The sequence below is a fragment of the Buchnera aphidicola (Drepanosiphum platanoidis) genome (genome assembly GCF_964020165.1).
GTDB lineage: Bacteria > Pseudomonadota > Gammaproteobacteria > Enterobacterales > Enterobacteriaceae > Buchnera_J > Buchnera_J aphidicola_BL.
Map to the genome: position 1 here is coordinate 266,298 of NZ_OZ026537.1, position 16,272 is coordinate 282,569.

The 16,272-nt window shown below is 16.7% G+C and carries 14 protein-coding genes; 12 read left to right on the plus strand and 2 right to left on the minus strand.

Annotated elements, in window-relative coordinates; translation table 11 throughout:
* The first annotated feature begins 1,195 nt into the window (after window positions 1-1,195).
* The 9 genes from mnmG (at window position 1,196) to AACL42_RS01365 (ending at window position 10,120) form a co-directional block, all read left to right on the plus strand.
* Window positions 1,196-3,070, plus strand: coding sequence for a tRNA uridine-5-carboxymethylaminomethyl(34) synthesis enzyme MnmG (gene mnmG, locus AACL42_RS01325; RefSeq protein WP_340147361.1), 1,875 nt, complete (start codon window positions 1,196-1,198; stop codon window positions 3,068-3,070).
* Window positions 3,071-3,240: 170 nt separating this feature from the next.
* Window positions 3,241-4,068 (plus strand): F0F1 ATP synthase subunit A, encoded by an 828-nt coding sequence (atpB, locus tag AACL42_RS01330; RefSeq protein ID WP_340147696.1) that lies wholly within the window; start codon window positions 3,241-3,243, stop codon window positions 4,066-4,068.
* Between the two features lie 162 nt (window positions 4,069-4,230).
* The gene (gene atpE / locus AACL42_RS01335; RefSeq protein ID WP_340147362.1) at window positions 4,231-4,479 is read left to right on the plus strand and encodes a F0F1 ATP synthase subunit C; all 249 of its coding nucleotides are present in this window, start codon (window positions 4,231-4,233) and stop codon (window positions 4,477-4,479) included.
* A gap of 103 nt (window positions 4,480-4,582) precedes the next feature.
* Window positions 4,583-5,077 carry a F0F1 ATP synthase subunit B gene (gene atpF / locus AACL42_RS01340; RefSeq protein WP_340147363.1) on the plus strand — a complete coding sequence of 165 codons (495 nt, stop codon included), beginning with the start codon at window positions 4,583-4,585 and terminating at the stop codon, window positions 5,075-5,077.
* A 72-nt stretch (window positions 5,078-5,149) separates the two neighbouring features.
* Window positions 5,150-5,683, plus strand: coding sequence for an ATP synthase F1 subunit delta (gene atpH, locus AACL42_RS01345; protein WP_340147364.1), 534 nt, complete (start codon window positions 5,150-5,152; stop codon window positions 5,681-5,683).
* A gap of 17 nt (window positions 5,684-5,700) precedes the next feature.
* Entirely contained in the window at window positions 5,701-7,263 is a 1,563-nt protein-coding gene (gene atpA / locus AACL42_RS01350; protein ID WP_340147365.1) for a F0F1 ATP synthase subunit alpha, read from the plus strand.
* 48 nt (window positions 7,264-7,311) lie between these two features.
* A complete protein-coding gene (atpG, locus tag AACL42_RS01355) occupies window positions 7,312-8,196 on the plus strand; it encodes an ATP synthase F1 subunit gamma (protein ID WP_340147366.1) in 885 nt (294 codons plus the stop codon).
* Window positions 8,197-8,241: 45 nt separating this feature from the next.
* A complete protein-coding gene (gene atpD, locus AACL42_RS01360; protein ID WP_340147367.1) occupies window positions 8,242-9,654 on the plus strand; it encodes a F0F1 ATP synthase subunit beta in 1,413 nt (470 codons plus the stop codon).
* A gap of 22 nt (window positions 9,655-9,676) precedes the next feature.
* Window positions 9,677-10,120, plus strand: coding sequence for a hypothetical protein (locus AACL42_RS01365; protein WP_340147368.1), 444 nt, complete (start codon window positions 9,677-9,679; stop codon window positions 10,118-10,120).
* Window positions 10,121-10,198: 78 nt separating this feature from the next.
* Here the strand turns inward: AACL42_RS01365 and AACL42_RS01370 are convergent, their stop codons facing one another.
* Together AACL42_RS01370 and dnaN are read right to left on the minus strand one after the other, a co-directional pair.
* Window positions 10,199-12,628 (minus strand): DNA gyrase subunit B, encoded by a 2,430-nt coding sequence (locus AACL42_RS01370; RefSeq protein ID WP_340147369.1) that lies wholly within the window; start codon window positions 12,626-12,628, stop codon window positions 10,199-10,201.
* Between the two features lie 87 nt (window positions 12,629-12,715).
* Window positions 12,716-13,834 (minus strand): DNA polymerase III subunit beta, encoded by a 1,119-nt coding sequence (dnaN, locus tag AACL42_RS01375; RefSeq protein WP_340147370.1) that lies wholly within the window; start codon window positions 13,832-13,834, stop codon window positions 12,716-12,718.
* A gap of 312 nt (window positions 13,835-14,146) precedes the next feature.
* On the opposite strand from dnaN, the gene rpmH reads away from it, so the two are divergent.
* From rpmH to yidC, 3 genes are all read left to right on the plus strand, one after another.
* Window positions 14,147-14,296, plus strand: coding sequence for a 50S ribosomal protein L34 (gene rpmH / locus AACL42_RS01380; RefSeq protein WP_340147371.1), 150 nt, complete (start codon window positions 14,147-14,149; stop codon window positions 14,294-14,296).
* A 10-nt stretch (window positions 14,297-14,306) separates the two neighbouring features.
* Window positions 14,307-14,660, plus strand: coding sequence for a ribonuclease P protein component (gene rnpA, locus AACL42_RS01385; RefSeq protein ID WP_340147372.1), 354 nt, complete (start codon window positions 14,307-14,309; stop codon window positions 14,658-14,660).
* 890 nt (window positions 14,661-15,550) lie between these two features.
* A complete protein-coding gene (yidC, locus tag AACL42_RS01390) occupies window positions 15,551-16,207 on the plus strand; it encodes a membrane protein insertase YidC (protein ID WP_340147373.1) in 657 nt (218 codons plus the stop codon).
* Window positions 16,208-16,272: the final 65 nt, after the last annotated feature.

Below are 16,272 nucleotides of genomic sequence, written 5' to 3' on the forward strand. Positions count from 1 at the left end.
ATACAAATTTTAAAAATTTATAAACAAAAAATTTTATAAAATTATTTTTTTTTAATTTTTTTAAATTTTAATAAGTAAAAGTAAATAAATATTTTAAAATTTTTATAATTTTTAAGTAAATTTTAAAATTTAAAATATATTTTTTTTATATATGAAAAAAATATTAAATACTTATATTATTAATAATTTTTTTATATATTTAAAATATATATTTTAATTTTTTATTATTAATTTTTAAAATTTTTTTATATTATAACTTTTAATTATTTATATAAAATTTATAAATTTTAAATATATAAAAAAAAAATTAAAAAAAATAAAAATAAAAATAAAATTATTAATAAATAATTTTTTTATTTTTTTTATTAATTTTAAAATAAAATAATTATAAAAATATAAAAAATATAAAAAATTATAAATTTATTTAATATAAAATATATTATATATACATATATATACATATATATATTAACATTAATTAATAACATTAATATCAAAAAAAATAAAAAAAAATAAAATTAAATTAATCAATTTAATTTTATTTTTTATCTTTAAATAATTTTTAATTTTAAAATAATAAAAAAAAATTAAAAATTTTATAAAAATTTTTAATTTTAATATATAAAATTTTAAAAAAAATTTTAATTAAAATTAATTTAATTAAAAATAATTTTATTATTTTATTTTTTTTAAATTCTATTTAATATTTTATAAAATATAAAAAATATAATTAAAATAAATAATATTTCTTATCTTTTCATATATAATAGTGTTTCATCTGTTTTCTATCTCATCTCTATAGATATATTGTATAAATATTTTATCTAGATATGAGAGATAGATATAGAAATATATCTTATTTTATAAGATATATTTCTATATCTATCTCTCATATCTAGATAAAATATTTATTCTATATATCTATAGAGATGAGATAGAAAACAGATGAAACACTATTATATATGAAAAGATAAGAAATAAATTTTTTTTTTTTTTTTATTATTAATTATATTATTTTTTAATTTTAAATATTAAATAAATTTTAAAAATTTTAAAATATATAAAATATAAAATATTTTTATTAATTTTTAAATTTAAAAAAATTTTAAATTTTTTTAAAATTTTATATATTAAAATTAAAAATTTTAAACAAATAATAATATAATAACTTTAATTAATGGTAATTTTAATAAAAATGAATAAAAAAAATTTTGATATTGTAATAATTGGTGGAGGTCATGCTGGAATTGAAGCATCTTTAATTGCAGCAAAAATGCATTGTAAAACTTTATTAATTACTCAAAAATTAAAAAATATTGGTAATTTATCTTGTAATCCAGCTATAGGAGGAATTGGAAAAGGACATTTAGTAAAAGAAATAGATGCTTTAGGTGGAATAATAGGAAAAATTACTGATCGATCAGGAATACAATTTAAAACATTAAATTTTAAAAAAGGAGCAGCTGTACAATCTACTCGTGTGCAAGTAGATAAAAACATTTATGCAAAAAAAGCTCAATATTTTTTAAAAAATCAATCTAATTTATTTTTGTTAGAAGAAGAAGTATCTAAAATATTAATTAAAAATGATTATATTATAGGAATTAAAACATTAAAAAATAAAAAAATTTTTTCTAAATCAGTAATATTAACAACTGGAACTTTTTTAAATGGAAAAATTTATATTGGAAATTCTGTTTCTTCTGGAGGAAGAATAAAAGATATTTCTTCAATAAAATTATCTCAAAATTTAAAAAAAATTTTAACAAAAGTCAAACGTTTAAAAACAGGCACACCTCCTAGAATTGATAAAAAAACAATAAATTTTTCAAAATTAAAGATTCAAAAAGGAGATTTTCCAATTCCATTTTTTTCTTTTTCGAAACATGATTTTAAACTATTACCACAAAAATTTTGTTATATTACTTATACTAATGAAAAAACCCATGAAATTGTAAGAAAAAATATTCATTTAAGTCCTCTTTATTCTGGATTAATAAAAGGAATAGGCCCAAGATATTGTCCTTCTTTAGAAGATAAAATTATTAAATTTCCAGAAAAAGTACGTCATCAAATTTTTTTAGAGCCAGAAGGATTAAATAATCATATTATTTATCCAAATGGAATTTCCACTAGTTTTCCTTTACAAATACAACAAAAAATAATAAATTCAATTGTAGGTTTAGAAAATGCAAAAATAATTGTTCCTGGATATGCTGTAGAATATGATTATTTTAATCCAAAAAATTTAAAATTGACTTTAGAATCAAAGCATATAAAAGGTCTCTTTTTAGCAGGACAAATTAATGGTACTACAGGATATGAAGAAGCTGCAGCTCAAGGATTATTAGCTGGAATAAATGCGGCTTTATATATTAAAGAAAAAAAAAGTTGGTTTCCTTCTAGACATGAAGCTTATATAGGAGTATTAATAGATGATTTATGTTTTAAAGGTATAACAGAACCATATCGTATGTTTACTGCTCGAGCTGAACATCGATTAATTTTAAGAGAAGATAATGCAGATAAAAGATTAACAAATATTGGAAGAAAATTAGGATTAGTTGATAATTATCAATGGATTCGTTATAATAAAAAAATTCAAAATTTAAAATTTGAAAAAAAAAGAATAAAAAATTTATTAATTCATCCTTTTTCTTCAAAATCAAAAATTTTAAATGATATTTCTTTAACTTCAATAATATCTAAAAAAATTAATGGAATTGAACTTTTAAAAAGACCAGAGATAAATTTTAAAAAATTAATTAAATTTAAAATTTTTAAACCAACTATATCTGAAAAATTATTACACATTTTAGAAACTGAAATAAAATATTATGGATATATTAAAAAAGAAAAAAAAAAAATAAAAAATCAAAAAAAATATAAAAAATTATTTTTACCTAAGCAAATAAATTATTCAAAAATAGTTGGATTATCAAATGAAATAATAGAAAAATTGAATTTTTATAAACCATCCACTATTGGTCATGCATCTAGAATATCTGGTATGACTCCAGTTGCAATTTCAATTTTATTAATATATATAAAAAAAAATTTGTTTAAGTAATATAAAAAATAATAAAAACGTTAAATTTTTAAAAATAAAATTTTAAATAAAATAAATTTACTATTTTTTTTATTTTAATTTAATTTTATTTTTTATTAAAAACTCTATTTTTAAAAAATTTTATCATACATTATACATTATAGGTTAATTTTAAAGTGGAATTAAAAGATATTGATATTGAACAAAATTATTCTAAAAAATATATTAGTCATCATTTACAACATTATCAATTTAATTTAACAAATTTTAGTTTTGTTAATTCAGATATTAATAATCAAAGTAATAATTTTTGGTTAATTAATTTAGATTCAATGTTTTTTTCAATTTTTTTAGGTTTAATTTTTATTTTTTTTTTTTATCAAGCATCAAAAAAATTTACAATTTTAGTTCCTAATAAAATACAAACTTTTATAGAAATAATAATTAATTTTATTAATAAAAATGTTGTAGAAATATTAGGTGAAAAAAATTATTTTGTAGCTCCATTATCGTTAACGATATTTGTTTGGATTTTTTTAATGAATTTAATGGATTTATTACCAATTGATTTAATTTCAAATATATTTAAAATTATTTTTCATACATCTCAAAATATCAGATCAGTTCCTTCAGCAGATATTAATGTAACTTTATCTATGTCTTTAGGTGTATTTCTTATAATATTATTTTATAGCATTAAAACTCATGGACTTAAAAATTTTATATTTAATTTTTTTAAACATCCATTTGATTATAAAATTTTTTTTATATTTAATTTCTTTTTAGAAATAATTACTTTAATATCTAAACCTATTTCTTTAGGTTTAAGACTATTTGGAAATATATATTCAGGAGAAATAATTTTTATACTAATTTCATCATTAATTCCTTGGTGGTTACAATGGATCTTAAATGTACCATGGGCTATTTTTCATATTTTAGTAATATTTTTACAATCTTTTATTTTTATGATATTAACAATTGTATATATATCAATTTCTAGATTACCAGTTGTTTAAATATTTATAAAATTTTTTTAAAAAATATTAATTTTAATTATAAAAATTTTTATAAGTATAATATATAAATTTTTTAAAAAAATTTTTTTAAATTTATTTCAATAAAATTATATGTTAAAGTTTTATATATTTTTTTAAAAATGAAATTATGGAGTTTTTGTAATGAATACTTTAAATGATAATATAGGTTTACATTATATTGCGGCTGCAATATTAATGGGTTTAGGGGCTATAGGAGCTTCCATTGGAATCGGAATTTTAGGTGGAAAATTTTTGGAAGGATCTGCTAGACAACCAGAATTAATTCCTATGTTACGAACACAATTTTTTATTGTAATGGGTTTAGTAGATGCTATTCCTATGATTACAGTAGGATTAGGATTATATATAATATTTGGAATATCTTCTTAATTATGATATGTGAATTATATTATTAAAATTTTATTTTTAAAAAAAAGTTTTAATTATAAATTTTAATATTTTAAAATATTAAATTTTTATACTAGGAATAATTATGCATTTAAATTCAACAATATTCGGTCAATTAATTTCATTTATTGTGTTTGTATTGTTTTGTATGAAATTTATTTGGCCTCCAATTATTACTACTATTGAAAATAGACAATTAAAAATTAAAAATTCTTTTAATAAGTTAAAAAAATCAAAATTAAAAATTAAAAAAATTAAAAAAAAAATTTTATTAAAATTAAAAAATACAAAAAAAAAATTTTTATCTGTTTTAAAAGATGCTTATAAAGAAAAACATAAAATTTTAAAAAAATCTAAAATTTTAGCAGAACAAGAGAAAAAAAAATTATTAAGTGAAGCATATACTCAAATAAATTTTAAAAAACAAAAAATTGCTAAAAAATTACATTATAAAATTAGTTTTTTATCTATACAAATTGCAAAAAAAATTATTTTTAAACATTTTAAAAATGATGATTTTAATCAAACTTTTAAAATCTTAAAAACACTTGAGCTTGAATTACAAAAATACATAAAATAAAAAATTTATTTTTATAAAAATATTATTAAAAAATAATTTATAAATATAAATTACACTTAAAAATATATTAAAATGTTAAAAAAAAAAATTTCTTGTATTTATGCAAAAATAATTTTTAAACTTTCAAAAAAAAAAAATAAAATTTTAGAATGGGAGAAAAAATTAAAAATATTTAGTTTTTTAATTAAAAAAAAAAAATTAAAACCAATATTTTTAGGATTATTTGGAATTAAAGAATCATATAAATTTTTTATATCATTATGTCATTTTAATTTAAACAAATATGAAAAAAAATTTATTAAAAGTTTATCTCATTTAAAAAAAATATATTTAATGAAATATATTTTAAAAGAATATATTACTTTAAAAAATAAATATTATAAAAACATAAAAATTAAATTAATTTCCTCTGTAAAATTAAATTCTAAACAAAAAAATAAAATAGAAAAATATTTTAAAAAAAAATTCAACAAAAATAAAATTTTAATAAATTATTTTATTGATGTTTCTTTAATTAAAGGAATTGTATTAAAAATAAATAGCTTAATTATAGATTTATCTATAAAAAATAAATTAAATTGTTTATTTAATAATTTAATAAAATAAAGAGATAATAAATTTTTATGAAATTAAACGAATTAGAAATTCATGAAATTATAAAAAAAAGAATTAAAGATTTTAAATTAATTAACAATATTTTTTATGAAGGAACTATTATTTCAGTAATTGATGGAATAATTAAAATATATGGATTAGATAAAGCTATGCAAGGAGAAATGTTATTTATTTCTAAAGTAAAACAATATGCTCTTGTATTAAATCTAGAAAAAGATTTAATTGGAGCTGTAATATTAGGCTCTTATATAAATGTAAAAGCTGGTATGAAAATAAAATGTACAGGAAAGATTTTAGAAATTCCTGTAGGTAGAAATTTTTTAGGAAGAGTAGTAGATGCTTTAGCTAATCCTATCGATGGGAAAGGATCAATAAAATATGAAAAATATTCTGCTATAGAAAGTGCTGCTCCTGGAGTAATTGATCGTTCTTATATTAATAAACCACTTCAAACAGGATATTTAGCTATAGATACGATGATACCTATAGGGAGAGGGCAAAGAGAATTAATTATTGGTGATCGACAAACTGGAAAAACTTCTTTAGCAATCTCTACTATTATTAATCAAAAATTTTTTGATATTAAATGCGTATATGTTGCAATTGGTCAAAAATTATCTACAATTTTTAATGTAGTACAAACATTAAAAGAATATAATGCATTAAAACATACTATTATAATTTCTGCTTCTGCCTCAGAATCTGCATCTTTGCAATATTTATCTCCTTATGCGGGATGCACTTTAGGAGAATATTTTAGAGATTTAGGTGAAGATGCTTTAATAATTTATGATGATTTATCTAAACATGCAATTGCTTATAGACAAATATCATTATTACTAAAAAGACCTCCCGGAAGAGAAGCTTTTCCAGGAGATATATTTTATTTACATTCTAGATTATTAGAAAGATCGTCTCAAGTAAATAAAAAATATTTAAATAAAAAAAATAATCAAAAAAAAACTTTTAATAATAATAAAATTAATGGATCATTGACTGCATTACCAATTATTGAAACTCAACTCGGAGATGTTTCAGCTTTTGTTCCAACTAATGTTATCTCTATTACAGATGGTCAAATATTTTTAGAATCAAATTTATTTAATTCAGGAATAAGACCGGCTATAAATCCTGGAATCTCTGTTTCAAGAGTAGGAAGTGCAGCGCAAACTAAAATTATAAAAACTCTTTCTGGTGGAATAAGAACTGCATTAGCTCAATACCAAGAATTAGAATCATTTTCTAAATTTTCTTCAGATTTAGATTCTGTAACAAAAAAACAATTAAAACATGGAAAAAAAATATTAGAATTGTTAAAACAATCTGAACATTGTTTGTTATCTGTAGCAGATCAAGCAATATTATTATATGCAGCTGAATATAGATTTTTAGATGATATTAAGGTAAAAAAAATTAATTTTTTTAAAAAAAATTTATTAAAATTTTTTAAAAAAAAATATGTTAATTTAAGAAACAATATAAATTCTTCAGGTGAATATAATCATATTATTAAAGAAAAATTAAATAATTTATTAAATTCTTTTAAAAAAAAATTTTTTTCTATATTATAAAAATTTTTTATTTTTTAAAAAAATAATTGAGAAATTCTATAAAAAATTATGGAAAACGTTAAAGAAATAAGAAAAAAAATTGAAAGTATTTCTAATACTAAAAAAATTACTAAAGCCATGGAAATGATTTCTATTTCTAAAATTAAAAAAATTGAAAAAAAAATTAAAGAAAATCAATTTTATAGTAAAATTATAAAAAAAACTTATAATAGATTTTTATCACAGAAAATTTTAAGTAATAACATATTTTTAAAAGAAAAAAAAAAAATAAAAACTATTTGTATTATTTGTATTTTTACAAATAAGGGTTTATGTGGAAGTTTAAATACTAATTTATTTAAAAAAATATTAATTTTTTTAAAAAAAATTTCTATAAAAAAAATTTCTTTTAAATTAATGTTATACGGATTAAAATCACGTTCTTTTTTTAATCATATAAAAAAAAAAGATTTATATTTTTTTAAAAATAGTATTAAAAATAATTTTAAAGAATTTAAATTAAAAAAAATTTTTAATTTTTTTTCCAAAAAATATTTAAAAAAAAAATTTGATAAAGTATATATAGCATATAATTATTTTCGTAATAAATTTTGTTTTTCTCCTAAAATTGTTCAATTATTACCTTTATTAAAACAATCTTATAATAAAAAAAAAAAATATTTTTTAGGAAATTACATTCATGAATTAGAATTATCAAAAATAATACAATATTTTTTAAAATTATATTCTTATAATAAATTTTATAAATTTATATTATCAAATTTAGCTTGTGAAAATTGTTCAAGAATGATTTCAATGAAGAAAGCTTCTGATAGTAGTAAAAAAATAATTTCAGAATTAAAAATTTTTTATAATAAAGTTAGACAATCAAATATTACTCAAGAATTAAATGAAATTATTTCTGGAACATCTACAATTATTTCAGATTTTTAAAAATTATAAAAATTTTATTTAATTAAAAATAAATGGTGACAAGAGATGTTTTTTGGAAAAATTATTCAAATTATTGGGCCAATTATTGATGTAGAATTTTCAAAATCATATTTACCAAAAATTTATAATGCTTTAAAAGTAAAAAAAAATAATTTAATTTTAGAAGTGCAACAACATTTAGGATGTAATGTTGTACGAACTATTGCTATGGGTTCTTCTGAAGGTTTAAAAAAAAATTTAGTTGTAGAAGATTTAAAACATTTTATTAAAGTTCCAGTTGGAAAATCTACTTTGGGTAGAATTATTAATGTTTTAGGAGATCCAATAGATAATAAAGGTCCAATTTTTAGTAAAAAATGTTTAAAAAAAAAAAATTGTGAATATTGGGAAATTCATAGAAATGCACCTAGTTATCAAGATCAATCAAATGAAATTGAAATTCTTGAAACTGGAATTAAAGTAATAGATTTAATTTGTCCTTTTTCAAAAGGAGGTAAAGTTGGATTATTTGGAGGAGCAGGTGTAGGAAAAACTGTTAATATGATGGAATTAATAAGAAATATTGCAATTGAACATTCTGGTTATTCAGTATTTACTGGTGTAGGTGAAAGAACAAGAGAAGGAAATGATTTTTATAATGAAATGAAAGAATCTAAAGTTTTAGATAAAGTATCTTTGGTATATGGTCAAATGAATGAACCTCCTGGAAATAGATTTAGAGTAGCATTTACAGGGTTAACATTAGCAGAAAAATTTAGAGATGAAGGAAAAGATGTATTATTATTTATAGATAATATATATCGTTATACATTAGCTGGAACTGAAGTTTCTTCATTATTAGGAAGAATCCCTTCTGCAGTAGGGTACCAACCTACATTATCTGAAGAAATGGGTTTATTACAAGAAAGGATAACATCTACTAAAAATGGTTCAATAACTTCTATTCAAGCTGTATATGTTCCTGCTGATGATTTTACAGATCCTTCTCCAGCGGTTACTTTTTCACATTTAGACTCTACAATTACTTTAAGTAGAAAAATATCTTCTTTAGGAATTTATCCAGCGGTAGATCCTTTAAATTCTACAAGCAGACAATTAAATCCAAAAATTATTGGAAAAGAACATTACGAAGTAGCTCAAAAAGTTCGTTTTATTTTACAAAAATATGAAGATTTAAAAGATATTATTTCAATTTTAGGAATTGATGAATTATCAGAAAAAGATAAATTAATAGTATATAGAGCACGAAAAATTCAAAAATTTTTATCACAACCTTTTTTTGTAGCTGAAGTTTTTACTGGTTTTCCAGGAAAATATGTTTCTTTAGAAGATACAATTCAAGGTTTCAAAAAAATTATTGAAGGAGAATATGATGAAATTCCTGAACAATTTTTTTATATGATTGGTAGTACAGAAGATGCTGTAAAAAAATACAATAAAATTAATAAAAATAAATAATTTATTTTTAAGGTTCAATAATATGTCTTTAATATTAAATATTTCTACGATAAAAAAAAAAATATTTTCTAATAATATTAATTTTGTTTGTTTAAATGGTATTGAAGGGGGATTAAGTATTTATCCTAAACATGCTCCTTTGATTACATTATTAAAATCTGGAATTATTAAAATTAATATTTATGAAAAAAATAATCAAAAAAATATATATTTTTATTTATATATTTCAAAAGGATTATTAGAAGTTCAACCTAATTTTATAAATATTTTCATAAAATTTTCAATAAATTCATATGATGATAATTTAAAAAATAAATTTTTTTTAAAAAAAAATTATTTAAAAAAAAAAATTTTATTAAAAAAAAAAAATAATTTAAATTTTAAAAAAATTTCCTTAAAATATGAAAAAATTATTCAAAATATTAAAATTTTAAATTTTTTAAAAAATATGAACATTTTAAAGTAATTAAATTTTTTTTAAATATATTTATTTATTAGCGGCGGATTATAATTTTATTTGAGCCGCTAAAAAAATATTTTTAAATTAAATATCAATATTAAATGTTTTAATAGCATTTTTTTGTATAAAATTTTTTCTTAAATTAACTGAATCTCCCATTAATATTTCAAAAAGTTTACTAGCACTTTTTGCATCTTTAATTGTGATTTGAACCATTCGTCTTTTTTTTGGATTCATAGTAGTTTCCCATAATTGATTAGGATTCATTTCTCCTAATCCTTTGTATCTTTGAATAGAAAAGTTTCTTTTAGATTTTTTTATTATCCATTTTAAAAAAGTTTCTATATCTTGAGTATAGCAACAATTATTTTTATTTTTTAAATTTTTAAGAATATTTTTAAATTTTTTTATATTTTTAGAAATATATTTAATTTCTTTATATATTTTACTTTTAAAAAAATTATAATTTAATTTATATTTTTTTGTATTTCCATAAAAAGAAATAAAAATTTTTAAATTAATGTATTTGATATTAAATTTTTTTTTATTATAATTTTCTAATTTAAAATAATAAATTACATTTTTTTTTGAATTTTTATTTAATTTTTTGATAAATTTTTTTGACCAAGAATAAACTTTTTTATAAGAACAAAAATTTTTAAAAATTTTAAAATATATTAATTGATATATAATATATTTAAAAAATTTTTTTTTTTTAAATTTATATATTTCTTTTAGTTCAATATATTTTAAAAATATTTTTTTAAATTTTTTTAAATTTTTTTTATTAATATGATTTTGAAAAAATATATTTTTTAATTTTTTTATTATAATATATAATTGATATTTTTTCATAGATTCATCATCTTTTATATATTTTTCTGATTTACCTATTTTAATTTTATATAAAGGAGGTTGAGCAATATAAATATATCCTTTTTCAATTATTTCTGGCATTTGTTTATAAAAAAAAGTAAGTAATAAAGTTTTAATATGAGCTCCATCGATGTCTGCATCTGTCATTATAATAATATAATGATATCTTAATTTCTTAATATTATAATTTTTTTTTCCAATTCCGCAGCCTAATGCAGTAATAATAGAAGTAATTTCTTCAGAAGATAACATTTTTTCAAAACTAGATTTTTGAACATTTAAAATTTTTCCTTTTAATGGTAAAATTGCTTGATTTTTTCTGTTTCTTCCCTGTTTAGCTGATCCTCCAGCAGAATCTCCTTCTACTAAATATATTTCTGAAAGATGAGGGTTTTTCTCTTGACAATCAGATAATTTTCCTGGCAGTCCAGATAATTCTATTAAGTCATTTTTTTTTATTATTTCTCGAGCTTTTTTAGCTGCTTCTCTAGATTTACATGATGCTATAATTTTATTTATAATTATTTTTGAATCAATAGGATTTTCTAATAAATAATCTATTAAATGTTCATTTATTAAGGAAGAAATTACATTTTTTACTTCTGAAGAAATTAATTTTTCTTTTGTTTGAGAAGAAAATTTTGGATCAAATAATTTAATTGATAATATTGCTGTTAAACCTTCTCGGATATCTTCTCCAATTATATTAAAATTATGTTTTTTTAAATTAAAAAATTCTTTTTCTATAAATCCATTAATAGTTCTAGTAAAAGAAGATTTTAATGCAGACAAATGACTTCCTCCATCTTTTTGATGAATATTATTAGTAAAACATAAAATTTTTTCTTTAGATGAAGTATTCCATTGTGCAGATATTTCTAGAGAAATTTTTTTTTTTTTAGATTTAAAAAAAAATATTTTTTTATGAATTATTTTTTTTTTTTTATTTAAATATTTTAAAAATTTTTTTATTCCTCCTTTATTTATAAAACTTTTTTTATTTTTGTTATATTCATTTTTTAAAAATATAGATATTTTAGAATTTAGAAAAGATAATTCTTTTAATCTTTTATATATGATTTTATAATTAAATATATTATTAGAATTAAAAATTTTTAAATTTGGCCAAAATCTAATTTTTGTTCCTCTAAATTTTTTAATGTTAGCGGATAATAATAATTTTTTTGGTTTACCTTCATAATAAGTTTGTTTATAAATTTTTTTATTTCTAAAAATAGTTAATTTTAATTTTTTAGAAAGAGCATTTACAACTGATAAGCCTACTCCATGTAATCCTCCTGAATGAGAGTATGAATTATTATCAAATTTTGCTCCTGAGTGTAAAGTAGTTAAAATTACTTCAGCTGAAGGTTTTCCAACTTCTGGGTGAATATCTATTGGAATTCCTCTTCCGTCATCCATAATAGATATAGATCCATCTTTTTTAAGAGTTACATAAATATTTTTGCAAAATCCAGCTAAAGCTTCATCAATAGAATTATCTATTATTTCAAAAATCATATGGTGTAATCCAGATCCGTCTTCTGTATCCCCAATATACATTCCTGGTCTTTTTTTAACAGCTTCTAATCCTTTTAATATTTTTATATTAGAAGAATCATATTTTTTATTAAACATAACTTCTCTTTTAGATTATAAATATTAAATTTTGTTTTAATAATTATTATAAAATGTAATAAATAAATTAAATTTTATATATTTATTTTAAATTTGTAATGGCATAATTATATATTTTAATTCTTTTATTTTTGGATCTTCAATTTGAATTTGTAAATTTTTTTTTTTTAATTTAAAAATAATATATTTATTTTTTAAAATATTAATTACATTTAAAAGATAATTTACATTAATAGATATTTTAATAGTTTTTTTAAAATAATTAAAATTAAATTTTGAAATTACATTTTCTTCTTGATTATGTGATTTAATTACACATATACCATTTTTTTTGAATTTTATATATACACCTTTGGTTAATTGATGACTTAATATTGACGCATAAGACAAATATTTTTTTAATTTTTTACGATTTATTTTTATTTTAAAATAAGGTTTTTTAATAAAAATTTTTTTAAAATTTGGAAATTTTTCATGTATAATTTTTGAAGTAAAAGTAATATTTTCAGTTTTAAACGAAACACTATTTTCATTTAAAAAAATATCAATAATTTTATTAGTTTTAAATGAAATAATTTTATTAAGTTCTAACACTGATTTTCTAGGAATTATAATTGAAAAATCTAAAAATTTTTTAACATTTGTTGAAATTTTAGTATAATAATAAGATAATCTATGACCATTAGTAGAAGTTGTACAAAATATTCTATTAAAATTATTAAATTTTAATAATAATCCATTAAAATAATTTCTAATATCATTATTAGATATAGAAAAATATGTATAATCAATCATATTTTTTAATATATTGGATTGAATAGAAAAAATTTTTTTTAAATTATCTTTTTTAAATCTAGGAAAATTTTTTGTTTTTAATGTAAGTAACTGAAATATACTTTTATCAGATTTTATTAAAATTTTTTTATTTTTTAAAATTATATCTAGTATAGAATCTTTAGGTAGAATTTTACAAATTTCAAAAATTTTATTACCTAAAACAGAAATTTCTGATGTACATTTTCCAAAAAATTTTTTTGTTTTTATTATTAATTCTATATCATTGCTGCTACTTATAAGTAATAAAAAATTTTTTTTAAATTTTATTATTATATTTTCTAATATTGGATTAACATTATTTTTTATAATAATTGAATTAACTTTTTGTAAATTTTTAAAAAAATTTTTTTGTTTTATAGAAAATTTCATATTTTTTATATTAAATTTAAACGATTTAATTTTTTATGAAAATATAACATAATAATGTTTAATATATTAAATTATTAATTTTTAATATAAATATTTTATTTATTTTAATTTAATTTTTTAGTAAATTATTTATTATACTATTATAATGTTATAATTACGAATATTATATGAAGAATAATGTTTTATTAAAAATAATTTAAAATATTTTTTAATATTTTATAATTTTTAAAAATGTTAATTTTTAAAATAATTAAAAATTAAATAATATATTTTTAAGAATAAAATATATAAAAATTAGAGGTATTTATTTTTATGAAAAGAACTTTTCAACCATCTATAGTTAAAAGAAATAGAACTCATGGGTTTAGAATTAGAATGGCTACTAAAGACGGGAGAAAAATATTATCTAGAAGACGAACAAAATTACGTTATTATTTAACTTTAAATTCTAAAAAAAAATAGTATTTATTTTATGTCTAAAAAGTTTAATTTTTCTAAAAAATTTCGTTTATTAAATTTTAATCAATATAAAAGAGTTTTTAAAAAATCTTATAAATCAGAAAAAAAAGGTATATTAATTTTAGGAAGTTATAACAAATTAGATTATTCTAGATTAGGAATTTTAATTTCAAAAAAAATTATAAAAAAATCTGTAATTCGTAATAAAATAAAAAGATTAGTTCGGGAATTTTTTAGGCATCAAAAAAATAAATTTTTAAATATGGATTTTGTTTTTATTTTAAAAAAAAAATTTTTTTTTATTAAAAAAAAATTTTTTTTAAATTTATATTCTGTTTGGATTAGATATAAAAAAAAATTTATATAATAATTTTTTAAGTTTTTAAAATATTTAAATTCTTTAAATTTTTATATAATAAAAATTAAAAATTAAAAAATGTAAAAACATTATAATATTTATTTAAACAAAAGTAATTTTTTTTGTATTTTTATATAATATGTGAATAATTTTATTAAAAAATTTTATTAAATTTATGTTAAATAAATTTAATTAAATAAGATAAATAATTTTTTTTTAGATATAAAAAATATAATAATTATTAATTATAATAAATATAATTTAAAAACATTTATATAAAAAAAAATCAATAATATTTTATATCTGTAACAGATATAAAATATAAATTAAAAAAAATATAGATATTATACTAAAATTTTTTAAAAAAAAATTATAAATTTTAATGTATTATATTTAATAATAATTATATAATATATTATTATTAATATTTATATTTTTAATAATTTAAATCTTAAAATTTATAATAATAATATTTATTATAAATTAAATAAAAAATAATAAATATTTTTTATAAAATTAAAAATTATATTTATAGTGTTTTAAAATTACTTTAAAAATAAATTTTATTCATATAAATTATTTAAAATTTACCTTTAAATTTAATGGAAAAAATTAATGTTTACAATAATTCAATTTATATTAATGTTAATAATTGTAAAAGATATGTTATAACTATTTTTTTAACATAAACTAAAAAAATTTTATTTTTTATATATTAAATTTTTATTTTTATTTATAATAATTAATTAAAAAACTTTTTATGTAAAAAATAATTTTAATAATATAAATAATAAAATAATTTTAATAAATTATAAAAATTTTAAAATTAAAAATTTTTTATATAGTTTTTTTATATTTTTTTTAAACAATTTATCAAAAAATTTTAAAATTACATTAATATGTTTAGTATAAACTCTCATTTATTTTTTAATAATACTCATGTTCATGGATTTTTTTATTTTTTATCTGAGCCTTTGTTTTATGTTTTAGCATTTTTTAATAAAATTTTTAAAAATTGGGGGTTTTCAATAATAATGTTAACAATTTTTATTAGAATTATTATGTACCCCCTAGCTAGATTTCAGCAAGAAACATTAGCAAAAATAACAAATTTGCAACCTCAGATTTTAAATATTAAAGAAAAATTTAAGCATGATTATAATGAATCAAATGTACAAATTTTAAAATTATATAAAGAAAATAATGTTAATCCATTATATAGTTTTCTTCCTATTTTGTTACAAACGCCTTTTTTTTTAGCTTTATATCATCTTTTAACTACTGTAAATGAATTAAAACGTGCTCCTTTTGTTTTTTGGATACAAGATTTATCTACATATGATCCTTGTTACATATTACCAATGATTTTAGGATTTACTATTTATTTACTTCAAATAAGTAGTTTAAATAGTCAATCTAGCTATTTATTAGAAGCATCTCCAAGCAATAAATATTTTATTATATTATTTTCTGTTTTTATGGCTTTATTTTTTATGCATTTTCCATCAGGATTATTAATATATTATATAGTTAATAATATTATTTCTATTATTTAAAAAAAGTATTAAAAAAAAAGATTTTAATTAATATTTTAGATATTTTATATAATTTTTTTATATTT